The sequence below is a fragment of the Peribacillus sp. 05N428 genome, assembly GCF_056397085.1.
Genome location: NZ_JBFTMS010000021.1, coordinates 13,566 through 36,529 on the forward strand (window position 1 = coordinate 13,566; position 22,964 = coordinate 36,529).

Genomic DNA, 22,964 nt, shown 5'->3' on the forward strand with positions numbered 1-22,964 from the left:
GAATGGGGTTGAATTGAATGTATAAATTTATATTGTGTGAAATCGAAGATAAAATCGCGGTTGTAACCATTAACCGGCCGCCCGTCAATCCATTGAATACCAAGGTATTCCAAGAGCTTTCAATCGTATTTGATGAGCTTGAAGCCAATGAAGATGTTCGAGCGATTGTCCTTACTGGCAGCGGAGAGAAAGCATTCGTTGCAGGAGCTGACATCAATGAAATGGCAAGTCTTGATCTTGTCGGAATCAATATGATGAACAAGACATCCAGAACGGTATTTACGAAAATTGAGAATGTGACAAAGCCGGTCATTGCCGCGTTGAATGGAATGGCGCTGGGTGGGGGTCTCGAGCTCGCGCTTGCCTGTGACCTGCGTATAAGTTCCGATCGTGCGAAGTTTGCTTTCCCGGAAGTTGGCCTCGGTATCATTCCAGGGGGAGGCGGTACCCAGCGGCTACAGAAGATCGTCGGACAGGGTGTTGCCAAAGAACTGCTTTATTTCGGCGATATGATCGATGCGCAACGGGCATTGGATTTGCATCTCGTCAATAAATTGGTCACAGCTGGTGAGGTGCTGGAGACAGCGAAGGAATGGGCCGGGAACTTGGCAAAAAAACCACCAGTTGCTCTTCAAATGGTGAAGACTGCAGTCAATGCAGGAGGCAATACTGACCTTGAATCGGGTTTGATTATCGAAAGCGTTTGCTTTGGCAATGCATTTTCAACGGAAGATCGGAAAGAAGGGCTTAAGGCTTTCGTTGAAAAAAGAGAACCAATTTATTCAGGAAGATAAACAATGAAGCAACACTAGATAAGTAAAACCCATAAACGTAGATATGAAGGCAATTAAGAGGTTTTCAACTGTAGATTCCAGGACATTTAATGGTGGTAGCTAGGAACATAATGCAAAATGATACGCCCAAAACTACGAGTATTGATTATCAGGTTTAAAAATAAAAAATTAAAATGAGGTGAATGAAGTGAAGGAAATCTTATTGTTAGAAGGAGCAAGGACGCCATTTGCTGAAATTTCCGGATCATTCCGTGATATCACAGCAACGGACTTAGGCGTTTTTGCCGCAAAAGAAGCCATACGGCGAGCCAAAATTTCTGGTGAAGATATCGATCAAGTTGTATTCGGGAATGTGCAGCAATCAAGCAAAGATGCCCATTTGCTGGCGAGACATGTTGGGTTAAAAGCTGGTACCCCGATTCATGTCCCTGCATTGACCATTAATAGACTGTGTGGAACGGGTGTTGAATCTATTTTAACAGCGGCACGTTACATTTTAACAGGAGAAGCGAATGTCATATTAGCAGGTGGAACTGAAAGCATGAGTCAGGTACCGCATGTAATTCGCGGAATGAGATGGGGAAGTCAACTAGGGGCGCCTGTTGTAGAAGACTGGGTATGGGACGGCCTATACGATACTTATGGAGAATGTACAATGGGTGAAACCGCTGAAAATTTGGCTGCCAAATATAGTCTGTCCAGGGAAGAAGTCGATCAGCACGCTCTCGCAAGCCATGAACGTGCCCTTGCTGCAAGAGAAAAAGGCTATTTAAATGAAGAAATTGTACCTGTGAATGTGAAAGGCAGAAAAGGCGATAAAGTCATAGAAGACGATGAACACATTCGGGAAACTAGCATGGAACAGCTTGGGAAACTGAAGGCGAGATTTGTTGAAAACGGGGTAGTTACACCAGGTAATGCTAGTGGCATGGTTGACGGAGCAGCGGCAGTCATTGTCGCCTCAAGTGACTATGCGGAAGTAAAAGGACTGAAGCCGATTGCTCGACTTGTTTCCTGGGACGTAGTCGGAGTAGAGCCAAAGTACATGGGGATTGGACCTGTTCCGGCCATTCAAAGTGCATTAAAAAAAGCTAACTTAACAATCGCAGACTTAGATCTGATTGAAATCAATGAAGCATTCTCAGCTCAGTACCTTGCTTGTCAAAAAGAATTAGGCTTTGACCTTGAAATAGGAAATATAAACGGTGGGGCAGTTGCAATGGGGCATCCGCTAGCGGCGAGCGGAACAAGAATCGTAACCGCACTCATTTATGAATTGAGAAGACGCAATAAAAAATATGGGGCAACAGCTGTTTGCATTGGCGGGGGTCAGGGAATTGCGGCAATTTGGGAAGCATTATAAAGTTGTGATTTATAGAACCGTATAATCAAAGTTTAAGGCAGTCCTTTTCCAGGGATTGAAAGGATTTTGTGTACAAATGACGAAATAACTGATGAAAATGCAGGGATTCATGGTCATTGGGATTAGGATTCCATATCGAGGCGGTCATGCTGAAAATAGAAGTTAATGTAGGCTAAAGTTAAAAGGGAAAACAAGTTTCTGGTTAAAAAAATCACATTTAGTGGCAGGAAAAATGGCGAGATTTTTAGAACCATACGGGAGCGAGTGAGTAAATGAAAAAGGATCAGAATCTTTTGACAGTTTACGGCTTATTGGAGCGTGCTGTTTCAGCTAATGGGGATAAAGAAGCGATATATGATTTGAAGAGACGGGTTTCCTACCATGAAATGAAAAAGGACGTGGAACGGTTTGCCGGGACTCTCTACAATCTAGGCATAAAAAAAATGGACCGGATTGCTGTGTCATTGCCCAACTGGTATGAAACAGCGGTTATATTTTTTGCTGCAGCCAAAATTGGGGCGGTGATCGTCCCCTTTAACCATAAATATCGAACACATGAAGTCGAATACATCTTAAAGAATTCCGAGCCGAAAGCGTTGATAGTGACGGAAGAATTTGATCAAAACTTTGGGTTAAAAGAAGCGCAGTCGATTGTGCCGTCATTGATCTCTGTACGGTTCACACGGGATGGCCTCCATCCATATGAGGACCAAACCGATGGTGATGTCATGGAAGCAGAAATTGATGTAAATAACGATCTATTTTGTATTTTATATACGTCCGGGACAACCGGCGTGCCAAAAGGCGTTATGATCACGCATAGAGGTGTGGTACAATCCGCGAATACATTGGCAGGGGAACTTAGATGTACTGAAGAGGACGTTTTTGTTGTATCAGCGCCGCTGTTTCATATCTTTGGCATGGCATGCAACTTGTTTTGCGGCGTATCCGCCGGGGCACGAATGGTGTTGCAGGAAAAATATCATCCCCGTGAAACTCTCAAACTGATTGAACAAGAAAAAGTTACGATAAAGATGGGTGTACCGACAATGTTCATTAAAGAAATGGAACTGGAAGATTTTGGTAGTTACGACTTGTCGACATTGCGAACAGGCATGGTGGGGTCTGCTCCAATTCCACCAAGTAAAGTCAAGGAAATACGAGATCGCATGGGCATAAAACTTTGTCAATCATTTGGAATAACGGAAACGGTTACGGTTACAATGACTCCTTATGATGATGATGAACAGAAAATAACGAAGACACTAGGAAAACCGATTCCTGGGGTTGAGTTGAAAATTGTTGATGAAAACCGGCTTGAAATCCCATTGGGGGAAACAGGAGAGATAGCCCTCAAAAGCTTTGGGATAATGAAAGGCTATTACAAAATGCAAGAACATACGGACGGTGTTCTAGATCGGGAAGGCTGGTTCTATACCGGTGATCTAGGTGTGCAGGATGAAGAAGGATATCTGCATTTTGTAGGCAGAAAAAAAGAAATGATAATCCGTGGGGGCTATAACATATATCCTCAGGAAATTGAAAGTGTGCTGACCAAACATCCAAACATAATGGTTGCTGCAGTCGTGGGCATTCCAGATGAAGTGCTTGGTGAAGTGGTGTGCGCGTTCATTCAGCTAAAAAAAGGAACAGAAATTTCAGAAGGTGAAATTAAAGCCTTTTTAAAGAAACAAATAGCAAATTATAAAGTCCCGGAAAAACTCATGTTCATTGAGGATTTTCCAATGACGGCTAGCGGAAAAATCCAAAAATCGAGACTTCTTGATCAGATGGATGCGAAGGTCAGTCGTCCAGTCTGAAATTGAAAGGAGCATATCTAACATGATAGCAGAATATTCGTTCCAGGTAAGATGGGGTGACACGGACGCAGCAGGAATAGTGTTTTATCCCAACTTTTATAAATGGATGGATGAAGCCACTCATGAATATTTGTCAGCCCTAGGGTATCCATCCTCCAAACTTTATGCAGAACAGCAAATTGGTGTCCCTTTATTAGAAGCAAACTGCATTTTCAAATGTCCGCTTTTCTTTGAGGATAGCGTGGTTGTGCAAAGTACAGTTGAAGAATTACAAAACAAAGTATTTAAATTGCGACATGCTTTTATTAGAGGCGAACAAATAGTAGCTGAAGGGTATGAATTACGTGCCTGGACATCATTTGAGGGTAAACCGAAGGCGCTACCGGTTCCTGAAGATATCCGAAAAAAAATGATGCCGAAAACCCACCAGTCTATGAAGAGGTGAAAACATGCTTACGGAAAAAAAGGAAATCAAACATTTTTTGAATACTGACATCCTTCCTGACGAAATTTTCACACCCGAAGATTTTAGTGATGAACATATAATGCTGGAAGAGATGACTGGGAAATTTGTGAAGAACAGAGTTTATCCTGCATTAGGAAACATAGAAAACCAGGAGTTTGATGTAACAGTGCGTCTTATCAAAGAGGCAGGTGAACTCGGGCTGATCAGCGCAGATATTCCAGAGCAAGATGGCGGGCTAGAGCTTGGCAAAGTCAGTGCGTCGATCATATCTGAAAAAATGGCGCTTGGACGTTCGTTTTCCATTACATTTGGAGGGCAAACCGGAATTGGGGCGTTGCCAATTGCCTATTTTGGAACTGTGAAACAAAAGGCGATGTATCTCCCAAAAATGTTATCTGGTGAGACTATAGCTGCATATGCATTAACCGAACCTTCATCCGGCACGGATGCAATGAGTGCAAAGACAACAGCGGTACTCTCAAAATGTGGGAAATATTACATTTTAAATGGAGAAAAACAGTGGATTACCAACTCTTCTATCGCTGGCCTATTTATTGTGTATGCAAAAGTGAACGATGAAAAGTTTACTGCTTTCATTATTGAAAAAGATTACGAAGGAGTCTCCATTAATCCTGAAGAAAAGAAAATGGGGTTGCGGGGGTCTTCCACATGTTCTCTTATTTTGGATAATGTAAGAGTACCTTCTGAAAATGTTATTGGTGAAGTAGGGCGTGGGCATATTATTGCGTTTAACGTATTGAATATCGGCCGCCATAAGCTTTCAGCCACTTCATTGGGAACTGCAAAGAGATCGATTGAGCTAGCAGTTAGCTATGCCAATGAAAGGAAGCAATTTGGCCAGCCTATTTCCAGCTTCAACTTAATCAAAAATAAACTGGCTGATATGGCTATAAAAACATACGCGAATGAAAGTTCCGTGTATAGAACTGCAGGCTCGATGCAGGAAGGGTTTGCAAATATGAAACAAACGGGCTCCGATGACTTTTGTGAAACGATTTCCCGTTATGCTTTAGCATGTTCGATCAACAAAGTTATGTCCACGGAAGTTCTTGACTTTATCGTAGATGAAGCCTTGCAGATCCACGGTGGATATGGATATATGGAAGAATATGAAATAGAGTCACTATATCGTGATTCCAGGGTTAATCGGATTTTTGAAGGTACGAATGAAATTAATAGAACCCTGATTGCTTCAACATTACTGAAAACCTATGAATTGCCTAGTAAGAAAGGAAATGTTGACGAAGGTACGCTGCTACGTGAAAAGCAGACACTTCAACTGATGAAAAAGCTTTATCATTCTACAATAGAGTCTGTTCGGAAGAACGACCTGATAAATCTAAATCAAGAACAGGAAACAGCTGCATTTATCGCGGACCTAGTCATCGGAATTTATTCGGCGGAAAGCTCCATTTTACGAACGGAAAAAGCAGTACAGATAACAGGGAAAGATAAAAACAGCCAAAAAGTTGCTTATACGAAAGTATTTATACATGAAACATCCCAAATGGTCGCCATCAGAGCCTTAAATATTCTAAATCATCTCGGTGATGATGAAGCATTTTCGCGGATTGCTGGCCGTCTTATCATGAGTTGCCCGGAAGATATTGTGGAAGTGAAGCGTAAAATTGCGGATGTAATTATTGAAGCTGAAAAATATGTTTCTTAGTTATTAGTGCAGATACCTGATCAGCTACCGAGATAATTGGGAGTGGTAAATAAAGTTCAATTATTAGATGTAATTATGGAATCGCTTTCAAATCATGAACTTATTTTAAAAGGAGTGAATTGAATGGCTAAAAGTGAAGTTTATACACAGGAAAAGCTAGATCAGTATTATGAAGGCATGAAGAAAAGAAATCTTGGCCCTCTATGGTACGACCTTGGCCATATGGTAACCAAAGAGCCGGTACATGATGTAGAGCCGTATTTATGGAAGTGGAAATCCATCCGTGAATATGTGCTGACTGCAGGGGAATTGCTGGAGCCGGGGAAAGACGCAGAACGCCGTGTAGTGTATCTTCAAAATCCGAGCCTGCTGAAGCGAGGTCTTGTTGGCTATGGGACACATACTTTATATGCTGGCATTCAGCTATTGTTACCTGGTGAGAGCGCCCCCTCCCATCACCACTCGCAATCTGCGATCCGTTTTGTTATTGAAGGGGACGGGGCATACACGGCGGTTAATGGAGAGAAAACGTATATGGAACGTGGAGACATGATTTTGACGCCGGCCTGGACTTGGCATGAGCACAAGCATGAAGGGACAGAGCCGATGTTTTGGATGGATGGGCTAGATGTCGGTCTCGTCCGTACGATGGCTGCATCGTTTTTTGAGCCGTATGAGGAAGAGTCTTACCCGATGGAAGCACCAGAAAACTATGGTAATCAGCAATTTTCAATGGGAGCGTTTAAAAAGCTAAATGAAAAATCAAATCCTGATTATCCATCACCAATTTTCGGTTACAAATTCAATCGTGTTAAATATTTGCTTAATCAGATGACAGAAGCAGATTTTGACCCGTTTGACGGATACGCGATTGAATATATTAACCCAACCACAGGTGGCTCTGCTGATTCCCGCATTGGCACAATGATGCAAAAGCTGAAACCAGGTCAGCAAACGAAAGCGCACCGACATGTTCACAGCGCAATTTTTCATGTTCTTGAAGGTACAGGCTATACGGTCATTGATGGTCAGAAGTTTGAATGGGAAAAAGGGGATTTCTTTATTCTACCACCATGGAGCAATCATGAGCATGTGAACACGGGATCAGAAGATGTGTTCCTATTCTCCTTCAATGACAAACCCGTCATGGAAAAACTAGAGCTTGAATTCAGCGAGGGATACCAAGAAAATGATGGACACCAGGTAGTGAAAAAAGTCTTTATTCCTGACGGAACCGTTTGAGAAGAGAAGGGGGAGGCAGTGTGAAGATTGCTATTTTTAATGACGATTTACTTGGAGTGGTAATGGGAGACCGTGTAACAGATGTTTCAAAAGTAGCAGGGTGGGATAAAGCTGACCCGAATTCTTCTTTCCTCAAGCTCGTTGAAAATTTTAATGAACTAAAAGAGGAAATGAATCGGGAAGCGGAAACAGGAACTTCGTATTCATTGAACGAGGTGACATTGAAGTCCCCCGTACCAAGTACACGGAAAATTTGGGCTGCACCTGTGAACTATCGAAAACATCAAGAAGAAATGAATGAAATATTCAACAACGCACCTAGGACAATCGAAGAAATTGCCTTGTTTCTGAAATCACCAGAGTCCTTATCTGGCCCTTCCGATCCCATTTTACTTCCTTATAAGGATCGTCGTACGGACCATGAGGCTGAGCTTGGATATGTGGTCGGTAAAAAGGCGAAAAATATTAAGGTGGAAGAGGCAAAAGATTATATCTTTGGTTACTTTGCCTTATTGGATATTTCCATTCGGGGCAATGAAGAGCGGACCTGGCGAAAGTCGTTTGATTCATTTACTCCGATCGGGCCATGGATTGTGACTTCCGATGAAGTCGAAGATCCAAATGACTTGGCCATGACATTATGGGTGAATGATGAAGTGCGTCAGGATGGAAGTACAAAACATCTCATTTACGATTGTTACAAATGTTTTGAAGTGGCATGCGATAATATGACGCTCCTTCCTGGAGATATTGTGGCAACGGGTACCCCTGAAGGAGTTGGTCCGATTGAAGAGGGGGATTGTGTCCGCATTAAAATTGACAAAATTGGTGAATTCACCGTAGATGTTAAACTGGCCGGTGAAGTTTAAGGAATTGTAAAACTGAAAATGTCTATTTTGCCTTATAATTCTAACCACAAATAATCATAAAATATTAAATAAGGAGAATCTCATCTATGGAAAAAATTAATAAATGCGATGTAATAGTTGTTGGCGCTGGCCCGGTTGGTTTAGTTGCAGGTCTTGCATTGAAGCAAAAAGGAATTTCTTCTGTAGTAATAGAAGCGGATCCGCAAGGACGTCCTCGTCCGGGTAGCCGGGCGATCTATATGCACAGTGCAACTCTAAAACTTTTGGAAGAAATTTCGAAAGGACTGGGGTTCACACTGGGGCGCAATGGGATCATTTGGCCTGTTAAGCGAACACTTTATAAAGGAAAAGAAGTATATGTCCGTAATTATGGATTTACGGATAATACCGATCAAAATAAATTACCCCATTTCACGGCATTGCACCAAGATGATATCGAAAACCACATTTATGATGCCTGTCTTGACGCTGGTGTTGAGTTCGTTTGGGATTCACCAGTGAAAAAATTGGATATTACCGGTGCTGGAGTGAGATTGACTACAAAATCCGGTGAAGTGTGGGAAGCACAATACATTATTGGCAGTGACGGATCACATTCAGTTGTAAGAGAACAGGCTGGTTTAAAATTTGAAGGACCGCGAACGGCAGATACATTCCTTGTAGTTGATGTAAAAGAGGATGAGGAAAATCCCCTCCCGCTTGAGCGTACATTTCATTATCAACACCCAGCAATGGGAGGAAGGAATGTGATGTTTGTTCCGTTTAAAGGTGGCTGGCGGGTGGACCTTCAGCTTTTAGAAGGGGACAATCCGGATGACTATACAAATATCGAGGGTGTCAAAAAGTGGCTTCCAAAAGTGATGGATGCTAAATATGCTGAGCGTATTACATGGGTATCTACATACCGTTTCCATCAGGTCGTTGCCAATTCCTTTACAGATGAAAAAAGGCGAGTTCTTCTCGCCGGTGAAGCAGCCCATTTATTTGCACCTTTTGGAGCCCGTGGATTGAACTCCGGAGTACCGGATGCAATTATTTCTGTACGGGGGATTAAGAAAGCGCTTCAATCCAACTCTGAAACGGAGCGAAAAGAAGCAATTGATGCAGTTGCCACCGAAAGACGTATTGCCGCAAAATGGAACCGTGACGGATCAACCACTGCATTGCATCACCTTCAAGGGGATGCCCCTGAAATGAACTTAAAGCGTGAACTTGCAGCATCCCTCGTATCCATAGTTCCAAGACTGGGACGCTGGCTCGATGAAGGCCCATATGGACCGAAATTTGGTCCTCCAGAACTGACAACAAAATATTAACAGACATTGGTCGGCAGGGAAATCCCAGTCAGCCTGATAAAACGGAAGGTATGAAAGGAGCGGACTAATATGGCTTTAGCCGGAATAATCAATGAAGAAAAGTACGGTACGGACGCACGGCCTGCCAATGAAATGATTGTGCGACTTACATCCATAGACTGGTATTCACAAGTCGGGGTGAAGTGTAATGAAGCAGAGAAAAAAGTAGATCAGTTTATGAACGCAATTGGCGTCAGTGAATATAAAATAAAGTGGCTTTCGGCAACTCAGGTTTCAGAAGCAATCAGCTGTCTTTCGTTTGAAAGCAGTATACTTTGGGAAGTTCTAAAGGAATTGCCAGATCAACTTAAGGAAAAGATTGATGCCGCTGGAAATGAAAAACTGCTTGCAGATATCGTGGACAAAGTGCCGGAGGCCGTTTTTCATGGAGCATATAAACATGCATTCAACGCATTTAGGGATGAAAAAGCAATAAAGTTCCTCGTTGGACATGCCATGTATATAAGTGTTCTTGCTTGTACAGCTGAACTTGCTGGTGAAGAAAACCCATTTTCCTTTATTGTAGAATTGCTTGAAGATGGACATCTGCCGCTCGGTCCTGAAGGAAATACATTTTATCTTCTATAATTTAGAAGCAAACATGATAGTGATGTTTGCGTGCTAATATCACCTACTCAGACATATCTACCGGATGACATATTGTAGTGTTAAGATACTATTGCAAACAGAGACTTTTGAAGACTACCATCTTCTAATAAGAAAACAAGGTTGCCAGAAACGGAAAATCTGGTGCAGCCTTGTTTTCGCTTCAGTTTTAAATACGAATAGTTATATGCCTAAGAACAACTTGTTAGATTCGGATTATAACTTATTTCTATTAAAATAATAAACGGCTGAGATTACGAGAATCAACAGTATCAAAACAATCCTTAAATCGTCCGATGCCTTCAATACCTGTGTTACCGAATATGCCTCGACAAGAAGGGCGGGCAGTTTTCCGATGGATGTCGCGAGGAAGAAAATCATCATTCCCGTCCTGCTTAATGCCGCTGTAAGGTTGATTGCGCCGGATGGTATAAAGGGAAGGAGCCTAAGCATCAGGATTATCCAAAATGCATGGAACCCTTGTGACTTTTGCAGCTTCTTGACCCACCGGTTCTTCATGAACTTGGGTTTGAATGTTTGAAAGCCCTTTCGATATAACCAAAAGCTGACCACTGCACCGGCAATTTCTCCCATGTAAGAAAGGATCAATCCCTTTTCAAATCCAAATACGCTGATATTGGCGGCCGTGATGAATACACTTGGAATAAAACCAAGCACGCTGATCAATATATTGAATACTAAACTTACAGCAATGGAGAAAGGGCCGCTGGATAGTAATGCCTCAGAAATGAAATTCATATCAATCCACAGAACTCCATTTATACCCGATGCCCCAGACCGTTTTCAAATGTTGATCTGCTGGAAAACCGGCATGACGCAATTTCTCTCTAATATTTCGAATATGGGAATCGATTGTCCGATCTTCGGTATCCGTTTTAAATCCCCATATGGTCGAAAGCAGGTGGTCTCTGGAATACACTTGATCTGGGGATTTTAAAAACAAGCACAGCAGTGAGAACTCTTTCGGTGTTAATGGAATTGTTTTGGTATCATAATGTGCTTCATAAGCGGATTCATTTAATTTTAGCCCCCTAAAGGTCAAAGAATCATCCTGATTATGCACCCGCCGCGTCACTGCTTCGATTCTGGCAAGTAAAACATCTTCATGAAAGGGTTTCGTAATATAATCATCTGCACCCTTTTTCAACCCTTTCACCATTTCTTGTGCAGCATCCCGGGCGGTGAGCATGATTATGGGAATGCTGGAAAACGCACGGATCCTTTCGCACGTTTCCCACCCATCAATCTCAGGCATCATTACATCAAGAAGTACTATGTCCGCATGTTCATGCGCTAAGAATTGTAAGGCTTCATGTCCAGATTTCATCTTCAGGCATGTATATCCGTGAGGTTTAATGTATAGCTCCAATAGATCAAGCATTCTCTGTTCATCATCAACCAGAACTACTGTCTTCATTTTTTATCTCCTTAAATGTGATAGTGAAGCACGTTCCTTGCTCCATGTTGCTTTTAACCGAAATGGTTCCACCTTGTATCTCCACTAATTGCTTGACGATGGAGAGCCCTAATCCGAATCCGCCGGTATCTCTGGCACGTGATTTCTCGACACGATATAAACGATCAAAGATATGGGGGACATCTTCAGGTGGAATGCCAACCCCTTGATCGATTATGGAGATGGAAATCCAGCCATTGCATTCAGTGGCTTTGATGGTAGTGACTGTATATTCGTTCGAGTACTTCAGCGCATTATCCAACAGGTTAAGAATGACTTGCTCAAACCGTGAGGGATCTATAGCTATAAATAAATCATCCTTGCATTCCAGATTCAATTGAATTCTTTCATTTGCAAAAGCCGGTAACACTTTTTCATGAATGTTTTGCAGGAATGAAAAGAGCTGGACGATTTCTTTTGATATGGTGAATGTATTTACATCCATTCTAGCCATATTGAATAGTTCGTCCAATAATCTGTTTAATCGTTCGGATTCATCATGGATGATCTCTAAGTATCTTGTTCGTTCGGATGCATCCAAATCTTTCCGGAGGGTTATATCAGCATATCCCTTGATATAAGTTAGCGGCGTGCGCAGTTCATGGGAGATACTTGCCAAAAATTCATTGCGTTCCTTCTTTAAATAGTTCAATTCATTAGCCAAGCTTTGAATGGATTGGGCAAGCTCCCCGAGCTCATCATGAGATCGTACCGGCACAGCCACTGAAAAATTCCCTTTACTGAGTTTGGTTGTCGCTTCCTTCATCGAAATAAGCGGTCTAGTCAAAGCTTTTGATAGAAAATAGATGGTGATAAGCATGAATAAAAGGAGCAATGCAGTCGCAAAAAGGAAATGCCTATTCAATTGTGCGATTAAATCCTCAACATCTCTAGTATCTTTGAACATATAAACATAGCCTTTTTTTTCTTTATCACTGATAAATGGCGTAACGGTGGCTATATATCTTTCATCCTTCCAACTTGATTGGAGGACCATACCTTTTCGGGGTACTTGCGGGATCTTTTTTGCCAAGATTTTGTTCATTCCCCCATTTACCTTTGCGGAAGATATCAGAATATCTCCTCTTGTATTCGTAATCACGACATCTGTATCGGTATGGTATTCCATCAGGCCGATATGCTTAAGGGTAGAGTCGGAATACGTGATTTCCAACACATCACGATGACTATTGCCACGGGCCTTCAGTGATTCCAATTCTTGATTGATACGGGAATGGATCACTTTATTATGCAAGTAAATCATGGAGACGGTTTCCATCAAAAAAATGCAAATAAATATAGATAGTCCGAGTTTAAAGGAGATTTTCAGGATTATTCACCTTCTTATTGAATAAAGTCAGTTTAGCGAAAAAGTATGAAGAAAGTATGCAGTTTATTTCAATTTCTTCGCATCTATTAAACAACGATAATCCGAATGATGACTTGTTGCAAGAGAGACAATCCGTTTAATGGGCCAAAACTGTCACTTTTTTAAGTCCTGTGCAGGGGGGAATCAGGTTGTATTTAGCCACTCCTCCCAAAACATATACGTAGGATTGCTATGCGGCAACCGTGGAAAAACATAATTTCCATACGGAAATCATTAAACATAACACTTTTCGAAGTTGTTACTAATTATTCATATAGAACTTATTTTAATTACACCTCTAACGAATGGAAACTGCCGTGAAAATGGACCGTTTCTTTGATTTAGTTTATACAAAATGTTTTGTATTGAGGAAACATTTTGTCGTGATTGAATACTATGTAAAAAAGGAGCTGATCCATATGAATTGTACAAACCGTACGCAGAAAAAAATAATGGCATATTCCGCATTATTCAAAAAAATGGGCATTCTCAATGATGAGGAATACAAAAATATCGCAAAGACCTTTCAATCAAAGGGTTGAGGAAGTGTCCCTTGGTTATTCATAAACTTTTATCATGCAGTATACGGTCTGTAAAACCCCCGCCTTTCAATCTTAGAAAAGGAGGGGGACTGCAGACTATTAGGATATCAAGGAAGTGTGGGCGATGTTGTCAATTTGTCGGGCTCTAAGTCTATCGAATTTCATCTTTTTGGCGGCTGCACCCAGCTGGTTGAATTGATGCACCTTAAGTTTGAAAATTACATAAACGATGGACATTTCTTGGCAAGTAGGAGGGAGTTCATTGAAAAGGGATACGAAAAAATTTCTTGCGTTATGAGAAGTGAAAAGGAAGATTGTTGTGATCCGATGGTGTTCTCTGCGATAATGGAGTAAAGAAATTGAAAAGGAGTTACGTAAGATGGCGGAGGACTTTAAGATTCCCAGCTTGAAAGTTGATGAGATCGATAAGAAAATCATATCGGTTTTACATGAAGATGCACGAATTTCATATACCGACTTAGCGAAGAAAGTGGAGCTTTCCAGAGTTGCGGTTCAGATGAGAATTAATCATCTAGTTGAAAACGGTGTGATCGAGAGGTTCACTGCGGTCATAAATCCAGCTAAGGTCGGGATCCATGTTTCGGCATTCTTTAACGTGGAGGTTGAGCCAAAATATCTGGAATCGGTCGCGCAGCAATTAGAAAGTGAACCGGCTGTTACGAGTTTATATCATATGACCGGTCCGAGTAAACTCCATATGCACGGAATCTTTACTGATAATCAAGAGATGGAACGCTTTCTTAATGAGAAACTGTATGCGGTCGTCGGTGTTGTCAGCGTTGATTGCCAAATTCTCATTAAACGTTATAAAAGCCGGATGGGCATGAAGCTTTAATAAAAAAATCCCCCTATACAGGCGGATTTTTTTATTTATGTGAGCGGGATGATAAAGCCGCCATACGCAAAGGCAAGAATGATTACGAATGCAGGGTGGATCTTGAATTTACCTAAAGCCAAGAAGGCCAATCCAGCGATGAAGACTGAATGGATGTAGCCGATGGACCCGACCGCGTCCGCGGCCATATTCCAGGTGAGCAATAACATCATGATCGCGATCACGGGCTGTACAAGTAGTGACATGCCTTTTACGATAGGCGATTGTTTGTATTTTCGCAGGATTTTTAATAGATATATCAAAGCCACGGCTGAAGGGATGATCGTGCCTGCCAATGCAGCTAGAAATCCTGGCCAGCCATATACATCATATCCGACATATGCGGCTATTTTCGTGGCGATGGGTCCAGGGAGTGAATTTCCTAACGCGAGCATTTGTGAGAACTCGGTATTATCAAGCCAGCCATAACGGTTGACGATTTGATCATACATAAGCGGAATCGAAGCTGGACCTCCGCCGTAACCAAGAATATTGGCAATGAAAAACGCTAGAAAAACAGCAACTCCTATTGGGATAATAATACCCATTAAGCGGATTCCTCCTTCCTATCAGTCTTTTTATTTTTCAATCTATCCTTTAATTTATAATGAAACGCCCCATATAAAAGAAACATCATAATGACGATACCCGGATGCAGGGAAATGACCTGCAGAAGCAAAAAGGAAATCGCAAAAAAGGTGATTCCGAGCACTTTTCCTAACCCTTTTACCGCCTTTTCGCCAAACTCATAAGCCATTTGACCAAGCATGACAGCGACAACCGGCATGACAGCAGCGATCATATTACTGATCATTGCCGAATTACTTAGAACATTAATGAACGCAATCAAGAAAACCATCGCAATGCATGAAGGTAATACGTGAGCCGCCACACTTACGATGGCTCCCGGCCAGCCTTTTAATTTATAACCAAGATATGCTGCCATCTTCGTGGCAATCGGTCCTGGGAGCGTATTGGCAATTGCCAATGTGTCCCCGAATTCATCATCGTCAAGCCAGTGATAACGGGAAACTGCTTCGTGGCGGATGAGCGGGATGACAGATGGCCCGCCGCCGAATCCTAATATCCCCGTTCTCATCATTCCAATCGTCAATTCCGTATATGGATTTTTCACAAACGATTCCTCCTTTGTTATAAAATTCAGCATTCATTTCCAAGATTATGAATTAATGATAACAAAAATTCTTTCGAAATGTACAAAAAATAATGATAATAATTACGTAATGAATGAATAATTGGTATTTTTAAATAAAATAGGCTTATAAAAGTGATGAAAAAACAACTTTTTGTTTTGGGGAATGAAATTTGGATTACGTAAGAAAAACATACAAGTTATAATACAATCATCATTATTTTTTTTGAAAAATCAAATAATTAAAAAGGAGTAGATTTATGACCCAATCGATAATTGGTGGTAAGCCCACACTATTTAGCATCGGTGGCAGGTGAAGTTAAGTACGGCAAAGATTTCAGGGGAAACGGGAGAAAAAAATACATCCCAAATATAGGAATCAGATTCTTCTAGAATGAGTACCTAAAAAAAGCTAGTTCTAAGGCAAATGGATTCCACCAATTGAACAAACAAAAAAAGCAAGGTTAATTGACCTTGCTTTTTTTGATCAAAGTCCAAAAAGTAACAGTACTTTTGATTTTTCAATTTCATTGTCCTCTTCAACTATAGAATGTATATACTCCCTTTACTCTAATTGTCATAAAATTAATTTTCCATGTAAAAAAAATTTAACGCATTTTCGATTTTAATAGATTTTTACTATGACTATTTTTAGATTTCCCTTTTATTTACTACAATTTCCTGATTTCAATGTCCAAGTTCAAAGCTGGCACGCTGCTTGCAATATCTAAACATGAAAGCTTTTAAAACAGTATTGGAGGTAATGGAAATGATAGAGCGTCACATTGAATTTTATAGTGAAGGTTACAAATTAGACGGCACGGTATATCTTCCAGACGATTATAAAAAGGGAGAAAAAAGACCAGCGATCATTCCGAACTCTGGATATCAAGGATTTAATGAATTTTATCCAAAGTTATTTGCACGAAATTTAACAGCGGCAGGTTATGTCTGCTTAGGATTCGATTATCGGAGCTTTGCGAAAAGTGAAGGGGAAGAAGGTCGAGTTATTTTGGATGAGCAGGTAGAAGATATTCAAAATGCGATAACATTTCTCTCCCTCCAAGAAGAAGTAGATTCAGATAGAATAGGATTGATAGGTTGGGGTATGGGTGGTTCGAATGTTGTCCGTGTGGCTGCAAGTGACAACCGGGTCAAGGCAGTGGCAGCACTGAATGGTTTTTATAATGGCCAAAGATGGTTACGCTCCATTCATTCCTATGTTGAATGGAATGAAATCTTAAAGACAGTTAAAAAAGATCGAGAACAACGAGTATTAACTGGGAAGTCGCAACTTGCCAATACGTTTATTCATTATCCACTTGATCCGGAAACAGCGGATTATGTTGAAAAGGAATTGGCCATTCTATCCCCATTTGGTAAGCAAACAGTGTTGCAGTTTACAGATTCAATAATAAGCATGAACGCAGAAGAAGAAGTGAAAAATATAACTGTGCCACTTTTCATTGCTCATGGGAAAGATAACTTATTACATCCACTGGATGAGGCAAATGGGCTGTACGAAGCAGCAAATGAGCCTAAGGAACTTTATATAATAAATGGTAAGCATAATGATTTCATGTATCATGAGCATGAAGTTTTCCAAGATTTAAATGAACAGCTAAAAGCATTCTTTAATGGAATACTAACGAAAAAGGAAGAAGATAGTAAAGTCACCCAATTGCAAAGGTGAATTAGATAATAGCTTGGCAGGTGGCAAATTATTTGTCATCTGTCTTTTCATATAATTTATCAAAAGGAGCAACTTTATGGGAATTAAGCATCCTTTCAAAACAGCCGTTATTGAATTTAATCCACAATTAAATCAATTGGACAACAATATGGATAATTTGCTGGAAGCGGTAACAGAAGCAGCAAAAAATGGAGCAAAATTAATTGTCACTCCGGAAATGGCTACAACAGGCTATCATTATGAGAATCGTCAGTCTATCCTGCCATTTACAGATACCATCCCTGGTAAAACGACCAAACGTTTTGAAGAAGTCGCAAAATTATACGATACACATATTGTCATAGGAATGGCGGAAGTGGATGTAGAGGACGGACTTTGCTATAATTCCGCTGCGCTTGTGGGTCCTACGGGATATATCGGAAAATACAGGAAAGTGCATCAATGGGCAACAGAAGATAGCTGGGCACATTGGGGGGACATGGGCATTCCGGTATACGAAACGTCTATTGGGAGGATTGCAGTCATTATTTGTATGGATTCAAGCTATTTTGAATCAGCCAGGATCGTTGCAGTGAAGGGAGCTGATATTCTTTGCTTTCCGACGAATTCAACTGGTGGATCGCTTTCGATGCTGCAGGCATGGGCTGAAATGAACGGTCTGTATGTCATAGGTGCGAATCGCTCAAATACAGAAACCAATTACCATATGATCGGTGCAAGTGCCATTTGGTCACCTTTAGGTAGGAAACTTGCTGAAACCCCATACGTAGAAAAAAGTCACGCGAGAGATGAGACAGTCATTTTATATGCGGATATTGACCCTGCTTTATATGATAATCCCGCAAAAAAAAGAATGGAAAAACGAAAGCCAGACCTATATTCTGATTTAATGTTGCATGTCGGACCTTGGGAGTATAAAAAATCACCATCAGAGCAAATGGATACTGGGACTTATGAAAAAAAGACTTCTTCTGCTTTATTGCAGTATGAACCGGTAATAGGAGATAAAAAAGAAAATCTTAAGAAAATAAAAAAGCTCCTGGCGGATGCTAGCTTCAAGGCAAAAAAACAAAAGAGCTTGTTATCACTAGTTATTTGCCCGGAACTTTCCTTAACAGGTCCCGTTAATTCACTTAGCCCTGAGGATATCCGGAAACTTGCTGAACCCATATATGGAGAAACCATAAGAGAAATGAGAATGCTTTCAACTGAATATCAAATTAATATCATTTTTGGTATGATAGAGGAAGAAGAGAATCTCCTTTATAATACAGTAGTTCTTCTGACGCCAGCTGACAATAAAGTTACTAAAGCCCGTAAAATGCATTTGTCAGAATCGGACGAACGCTGGGCATCTGCCGGTTGGGAATTGGTTGTAGCAAATGTAAAGGATATAGGGCGTGTGGGCCTTATAGTCGGTTGTGATGCTGCATATCCTGAGGTAGCGGGCATTATTGCCGTAAAACGTGCCGATTTTATTACCATCCCCTCATGCTGGCATGGTGAATTTGGTGCAACACTGGCGCTTCCTGAAAAAATAATGGAAAATAGGTATCCGATAAATTCGATGACGACATGGGACGCCACGGCAAGATTTTCGCAAACAAAAACACTCATTGCGAATTTTATAGGTTCAGATATTGATTGTAAAGGTGGGAGTGCTCTTTATACACCTGATCCGATTTATGGAAATGACATGCCCGTAGTTGCCTCTTCTCACAGTGAAGAGGTATTGATAGTGGCTAATTCTAAAATGGAACAAAATTGGTGGTTTGATCAACATAAGCTATTACTATCAAGAAGGCCGATTTTTTATCGGGAACTGGTAAAGAAGTTACAAATATAAGCGCTTCGAGTCGTTAGTAAACTTTAATAATAGGTAACAATTAAAAGTGAGGGTGTTAAGAAGCACACATAAAAAGTACTTTAATAACAATGTATAAAGTGCTTTTTTCATTTCTCACATATCGAGGTTTTGTAAATGAAAGTATTTCAATCACGGCTAATGAAGCGTTATGTAACTATTGTTTTAGTTGTCATTTTGTTTGTACTGGCCTCTCTTTATTTGATTGCCGTACATGTAATGAATGGATCTGTACGGTCACAAATGGAATATCGAGATGAACTTATAGCCAAAACCCTTGGCAACCAAACAGAGAATATCTTCAAAAATTCAATTTCCGATATGCGACAGATATCGCCCATTGTTACAAATATTAATAACAAAGCAGAGAATGCTTTTCATGTAGAAATAGAGACGATTTTGTCACAGGATCCACTTTATCTGTTCATAGAAGTATATAAAGAGGATCAGTTGAACCTACGTATTCCGAATGTTCCATTTTCTGATTTTATAGAAAATGGTTCTATTTTAAAAAGGCTCACCTGGAGTCAGACAAGCTATATTTCAAATATGATGGAACTGCCTGACGGCCGCAAGACCATTGCGATTGCATATCCATCCATTAATGAAAAGGGAGAATTTAAGGGGAGTGTAGTCGCTTATTTAAATTTAAACGTTTTATCAGAACACCTTCAAAAATTTGCAATCGGGAAAGAGGGAGTGAATGCAATAATTGACCGCAATGGAACAATTATTGCACATACTGACCAAAGTTATATTGGCAAATCCATTCGGAATCATGAGGTTGGGATTCATCTTCAAAAAGAAGATTTTGATGTTTGGAATGGCGAGATTTTTAACAAAGAAATGGCCATTGCGTATCGGCCCATTCTCTTGGGTGATATTAGTTTGATTGTGGGAGAACCGATTAAACAAGCACTAGAGCCTGCAAAAGTGGTCCAAAGTTTACTTTTACAAGGATTTTCCATCGTTTTCATTATCGCAATAGGACTTGCTATGTTCAGTGCATCAAGAGTGATTCTTCCTGTCACGACTCTCATCAAGCATGTACAAGAATATAAAGTAGGTAAGCGGAAAGCATTCGTTAAAGTGAAAACAAATGATGAAATTGAGGAATTATCGATTGTATTATCAGAGATGGCAACGGAATTGAGGGAAAAAGAAAGAAGTATGTTTTATATCCTGGAGTCCATTCCATATTGTGTTATTACTACGGACAAGGATGGTAGGATTATGACCTTCAATAAAGGAGCAGAAGATTTAATGCTTTATAGCCGGGAAGAAGTATTAAATCAGCTTATTTTTAATTTGCCGATAAAACATGATATACAAGAGTTCGTTCTTTTAAAAACGTTTAATGCAGGGAAGTCTCTTGAAGAAGTCGAAAGCTATATTATTGATAAAGAAAAGGGGTTTCATGATGTCCGTATCTATGCATCTCTTCTTAAAGGAGAACAAGATGAGTACATCGGCGCCATTCTTGTCATTCGTGATGTAAGTGAAGTGAAGAAGCTTGAAGAATACTTAAAACAAAGTGAACGGCTAGCATCACTTGGTGAGCTCACTGCTGGGATTGCCCATGAAATAAAAAATCCTTTAAGTATTATTCAGGTTGCTGCTGAAACAATTCGCCTACAAATAGAAGATGAATTTAAAGAAAAAGAAGTGATTTATGAATTGACAGGAGATATTTTAAATGCCTCTGATCGCATGAACAAACTGCTAACTGATTTTCTGAAGCTAACAAAAGATGATGAATATAACAATCATGTTCTGACAGATTTGGTTATGATTACTGATGAATTGCTTAATTTATTAAGAAGAAAATTTAATGATGCAAACATTATGGTCACAACCGAATACAAATTTAGTAAAGCTCCCGTTTTGGGGGACCGGCATAAATTGACTCAATTGCTTTTAAATATATTTTTGAACAGTATTCAAGCGATAAAAGATGAAGGTAATATTCATGTTGCGCTTAAAGAGAAAGGGGTATATTGGCAGCTTTCCATTTCAGATACCGGAGAAGGCATTAGGAAAGAAAAATTAAACTGGGTCTTCAATCCGTTTTATTCCACGAAACCAGAGGGAACAGGTTTAGGTTTATCTATTGCTCACGAAATTATAGTTCAACATGGTGGGAAGATATGGGCGGAAAGCGTATTCTCTCAAGGAACCACAATACATATTGAAATACTAAAACATGAGGAGAATGAATATGAAGAGCATTCTGTTTGTGGATGATGAAATTAGACTTTTGCGTGTTCTATCATTGTCATTTCGCAAGAAGGGATATGAAGTAATTCTTGCTGCCAATGGACAAGAAGCACGAAGAAGAATGAAAGAAGACGGCCCCAACCTTGTTTTCCTCGATTTAAATCTTCCAGATGCAAATGGTTTGGAACTTTTAGAGGAATTCATGGCACTCTATCCTCACAAGGTATTTGTCATCATGACGGCTTATGGCGATATAGAAAGCGCTGTATCCGCTATAAGGGCAGGTGCATTTGATTATTTAGAAAAACCAGCAAAACTAGAGGAAATAGAACTTGTTATTAACAGAGCTTATACACTACTTGAAGTGAAACAAGAGAATATGCAACTGAAAAGTCAGTTAAACAAACTTGAATCTATAGAGGGCTTTATTAGTATAAGCAAGCAAATGAAGCAGATTTACGAATTAATTGAACGTGTCTCCGCCACAGATGTAACGGTTCTTCTTCATGGGGAAAGCGGAACAGGAAAAAGTATGATCGCCAAGATGATTCATTCCTTAAGTGATCGCAATAACGGTCAATTCATTGCTGTAAACTGCGCTGCTATCCCTGAAAATTTACTGGAAAGCGAGATTTTCGGTTATGAAAAGGGTGCATTTACCGGTGCCACAGCAAGTCGTGCAGGGAAATTTGAAGCAGCACAAAATGGTACTATCTTCTTGGATGAAATTGGCGAAGTGCCACTTACGCTTCAAGCTAAGCTTCTTCAAGTCGTTCAGGAGAAATCCTTCATGCGTCTTGGTAGCAATCAATTAAAACAAGTAGACGTCCGAATTATTTCTGCAACAAATCGTAATTTGAAACAAATGGTACAAGAGGGGAATTTCCGCGAAGATTTGTATTATCGCTTGAATATTATAGATATGCATATTCCGGCACTTAGAGAAAGAAAAGAAGATGTTCCCCTTCTGGTTGGGGAATTTTTGGAGAAGCACCGTAAAAAAATGAAGAAAAATTTTCGAGTGTCACCTCAGCTTATGAATATATTGAAAGTATATGAATGGCCAGGAAATGTTCGGGAGCTTCAAAATGCCGTTGAGCGAGCAGCAGTTTTATGTAAGGAGGAAGACTTGTCGTTACAAGATTTCCCTTCTGAAATTAGGGGATCTAGTGAAAGGAATGCAGAGTTTCCGTCAATCGTTTCTTTTAATAAAAAGAGAACGCTTCCAGAACAAATGGAAGACATTGAACGGCAATTTATATTGTCTGCGGTTGAAGAGAACGATGGCCAAATTGCCGCAGCAGCCAGAGAGCTGGGAATTTCAAGACAGCGGCTATTTTACAAGATAAATAAGTATCATGAACAAATGAATAAGTCATCTGAAGAAATTAAGCAAAAAAAGGAAGAATTATTTTAATTCTCCTTTTTTTTTTCGTTTTCATATGTTTTTGGCAATCCTCAAAGTTTGTAAAAGTATTTTTTCAAAGCGAAAAATTTTTTTACAAAATATATCAAAAAGATATGTAGAAATTTAAAAAAAGCCCATATA

19 protein-coding genes are annotated in these 22,964 nt (G+C 40.2%); 14 read left to right on the plus strand and 5 right to left on the minus strand.

The genetic code is table 11. The features are described from left to right. Nucleotides 1-17 precede the first annotated feature (17 nt). The 9 genes from AC1DIV_RS18430 (at nt 18) to AC1DIV_RS18470 (ending at nt 10,187) form a co-directional block, all read left to right on the plus strand. Nucleotides 18-794: an enoyl-CoA hydratase/isomerase family protein gene (locus tag AC1DIV_RS18430; protein ID WP_406594283.1), complete on the plus strand. Its 777-nt coding sequence runs from the start codon at nt 18-20 to the stop codon at nt 792-794. Nucleotides 795-981: 187 nt separating this feature from the next. Then, nucleotides 982-2,157, plus strand: a complete 1,176-nt coding sequence (locus tag AC1DIV_RS18435; protein ID WP_406594284.1) for an acetyl-CoA C-acetyltransferase — start codon at nt 982-984, stop codon at nt 2,155-2,157. Nucleotides 2,158-2,429: 272 nt separating this feature from the next. Continuing rightward, nucleotides 2,430-3,977, plus strand: a complete 1,548-nt coding sequence (locus AC1DIV_RS18440) for a class I adenylate-forming enzyme family protein (protein WP_406594285.1) — start codon at nt 2,430-2,432, stop codon at nt 3,975-3,977. Nucleotides 3,978-4,002: 25 nt separating this feature from the next. Then, on the plus strand, nt 4,003-4,422 hold the full coding sequence (locus AC1DIV_RS18445) for an acyl-CoA thioesterase (RefSeq protein WP_230177431.1): 420 nt from the start codon (nt 4,003-4,005) through the stop codon (nt 4,420-4,422). A gap of 4 nt (nt 4,423-4,426) precedes the next feature. Further along, complete coding sequence (locus tag AC1DIV_RS18450) at nt 4,427-6,133, plus strand: acyl-CoA dehydrogenase family protein (protein ID WP_406594286.1); 1,707 nt, start codon at nt 4,427-4,429, stop codon at nt 6,131-6,133. Nucleotides 6,134-6,256: 123 nt separating this feature from the next. After that, the gene (locus tag AC1DIV_RS18455) at nt 6,257-7,375 is read left to right on the plus strand and encodes a cupin domain-containing protein (RefSeq protein WP_477577113.1); all 1,119 of its coding nucleotides are present in this window, start codon (nt 6,257-6,259) and stop codon (nt 7,373-7,375) included. A 20-nt stretch (nt 7,376-7,395) separates the two neighbouring features. Then, nucleotides 7,396-8,244 carry a fumarylacetoacetate hydrolase family protein gene (locus tag AC1DIV_RS18460; protein ID WP_336863083.1) on the plus strand — a complete coding sequence of 283 codons (849 nt, stop codon included), beginning with the start codon at nt 7,396-7,398 and terminating at the stop codon, nt 8,242-8,244. An 86-nt stretch (nt 8,245-8,330) separates the two neighbouring features. Then, nucleotides 8,331-9,560: an FAD-dependent oxidoreductase gene (locus tag AC1DIV_RS18465; protein ID WP_336863085.1), complete on the plus strand. Its 1,230-nt coding sequence runs from the start codon at nt 8,331-8,333 to the stop codon at nt 9,558-9,560. A 69-nt stretch (nt 9,561-9,629) separates the two neighbouring features. After that, nucleotides 9,630-10,187, plus strand: coding sequence for a hypothetical protein (locus AC1DIV_RS18470; RefSeq protein WP_264896490.1), 558 nt, complete (start codon nt 9,630-9,632; stop codon nt 10,185-10,187). A gap of 234 nt (nt 10,188-10,421) precedes the next feature. Here the strand turns inward: AC1DIV_RS18470 and AC1DIV_RS18475 are convergent, their stop codons facing one another. The 3 genes from AC1DIV_RS18475 to AC1DIV_RS18485 are packed head-to-tail and all read right to left on the minus strand — an operon-like array spanning nt 10,422 to nt 12,946. Continuing rightward, on the minus strand, nt 10,422-10,964 hold the full coding sequence (locus AC1DIV_RS18475) for a TVP38/TMEM64 family protein (RefSeq protein WP_477577115.1): 543 nt from the start codon (nt 10,962-10,964) through the stop codon (nt 10,422-10,424). Nucleotide 10,965: 1 nt separating this feature from the next. Beyond that, nucleotides 10,966-11,643: a response regulator transcription factor gene (locus AC1DIV_RS18480; RefSeq protein ID WP_252297376.1), complete on the minus strand. Its 678-nt coding sequence runs from the start codon at nt 11,641-11,643 to the stop codon at nt 10,966-10,968. After that, the gene (locus AC1DIV_RS18485) at nt 11,621-12,946 is read right to left on the minus strand and encodes a HAMP domain-containing sensor histidine kinase (RefSeq protein WP_477577117.1); all 1,326 of its coding nucleotides are present in this window, start codon (nt 12,944-12,946) and stop codon (nt 11,621-11,623) included. The genes AC1DIV_RS18480 and AC1DIV_RS18485 overlap by 23 nt, the downstream gene beginning before the upstream one ends. A 1,026-nt stretch (nt 12,947-13,972) precedes the next feature. On the opposite strand from AC1DIV_RS18485, the gene AC1DIV_RS18490 reads away from it, so the two are divergent. Then, nucleotides 13,973-14,449, plus strand: a complete 477-nt coding sequence (locus tag AC1DIV_RS18490; RefSeq protein ID WP_034315019.1) for an Lrp/AsnC family transcriptional regulator — start codon at nt 13,973-13,975, stop codon at nt 14,447-14,449. Nucleotides 14,450-14,484: 35 nt separating this feature from the next. Here the strand turns inward: AC1DIV_RS18490 and AC1DIV_RS18495 are convergent, their stop codons facing one another. Next, on the minus strand, nt 14,485-15,036 hold the full coding sequence (locus AC1DIV_RS18495; RefSeq protein WP_063596747.1) for a chromate transporter: 552 nt from the start codon (nt 15,034-15,036) through the stop codon (nt 14,485-14,487). After that, entirely contained in the window at nt 15,036-15,623 is a 588-nt protein-coding gene (locus tag AC1DIV_RS18500) for a chromate transporter (RefSeq protein ID WP_034315014.1), read from the minus strand. The genes AC1DIV_RS18495 and AC1DIV_RS18500 overlap by 1 nt, the downstream gene beginning before the upstream one ends. A gap of 724 nt (nt 15,624-16,347) precedes the next feature. Between AC1DIV_RS18500 and AC1DIV_RS18505 the strand changes: the two genes are divergently transcribed. The 4 genes from AC1DIV_RS18505 to AC1DIV_RS18520 all read left to right on the plus strand — a co-directional run bounded on the left by AC1DIV_RS18505 (nt 16,348) and on the right by AC1DIV_RS18520 (nt 22,832). After that, nucleotides 16,348-17,334 (plus strand): alpha/beta hydrolase, encoded by a 987-nt coding sequence (locus AC1DIV_RS18505; RefSeq protein WP_477577172.1) that lies wholly within the window; start codon nt 16,348-16,350, stop codon nt 17,332-17,334. 76 nt (nt 17,335-17,410) lie between these two features. Continuing rightward, complete coding sequence (locus AC1DIV_RS18510) at nt 17,411-19,180, plus strand: nitrilase-related carbon-nitrogen hydrolase (protein ID WP_477577119.1); 1,770 nt, start codon at nt 17,411-17,413, stop codon at nt 19,178-19,180. A 135-nt stretch (nt 19,181-19,315) separates the two neighbouring features. Continuing rightward, a complete protein-coding gene (locus tag AC1DIV_RS18515; RefSeq protein WP_477577121.1) occupies nt 19,316-21,442 on the plus strand; it encodes an ATP-binding protein in 2,127 nt (708 codons plus the stop codon). Next, nucleotides 21,417-22,832, plus strand: a complete 1,416-nt coding sequence (locus AC1DIV_RS18520; RefSeq protein ID WP_477577123.1) for a sigma-54-dependent transcriptional regulator — start codon at nt 21,417-21,419, stop codon at nt 22,830-22,832. The genes AC1DIV_RS18515 and AC1DIV_RS18520 overlap by 26 nt, the downstream gene beginning before the upstream one ends. The last annotated feature ends 132 nt before the right edge of the window (nt 22,833-22,964 follow it).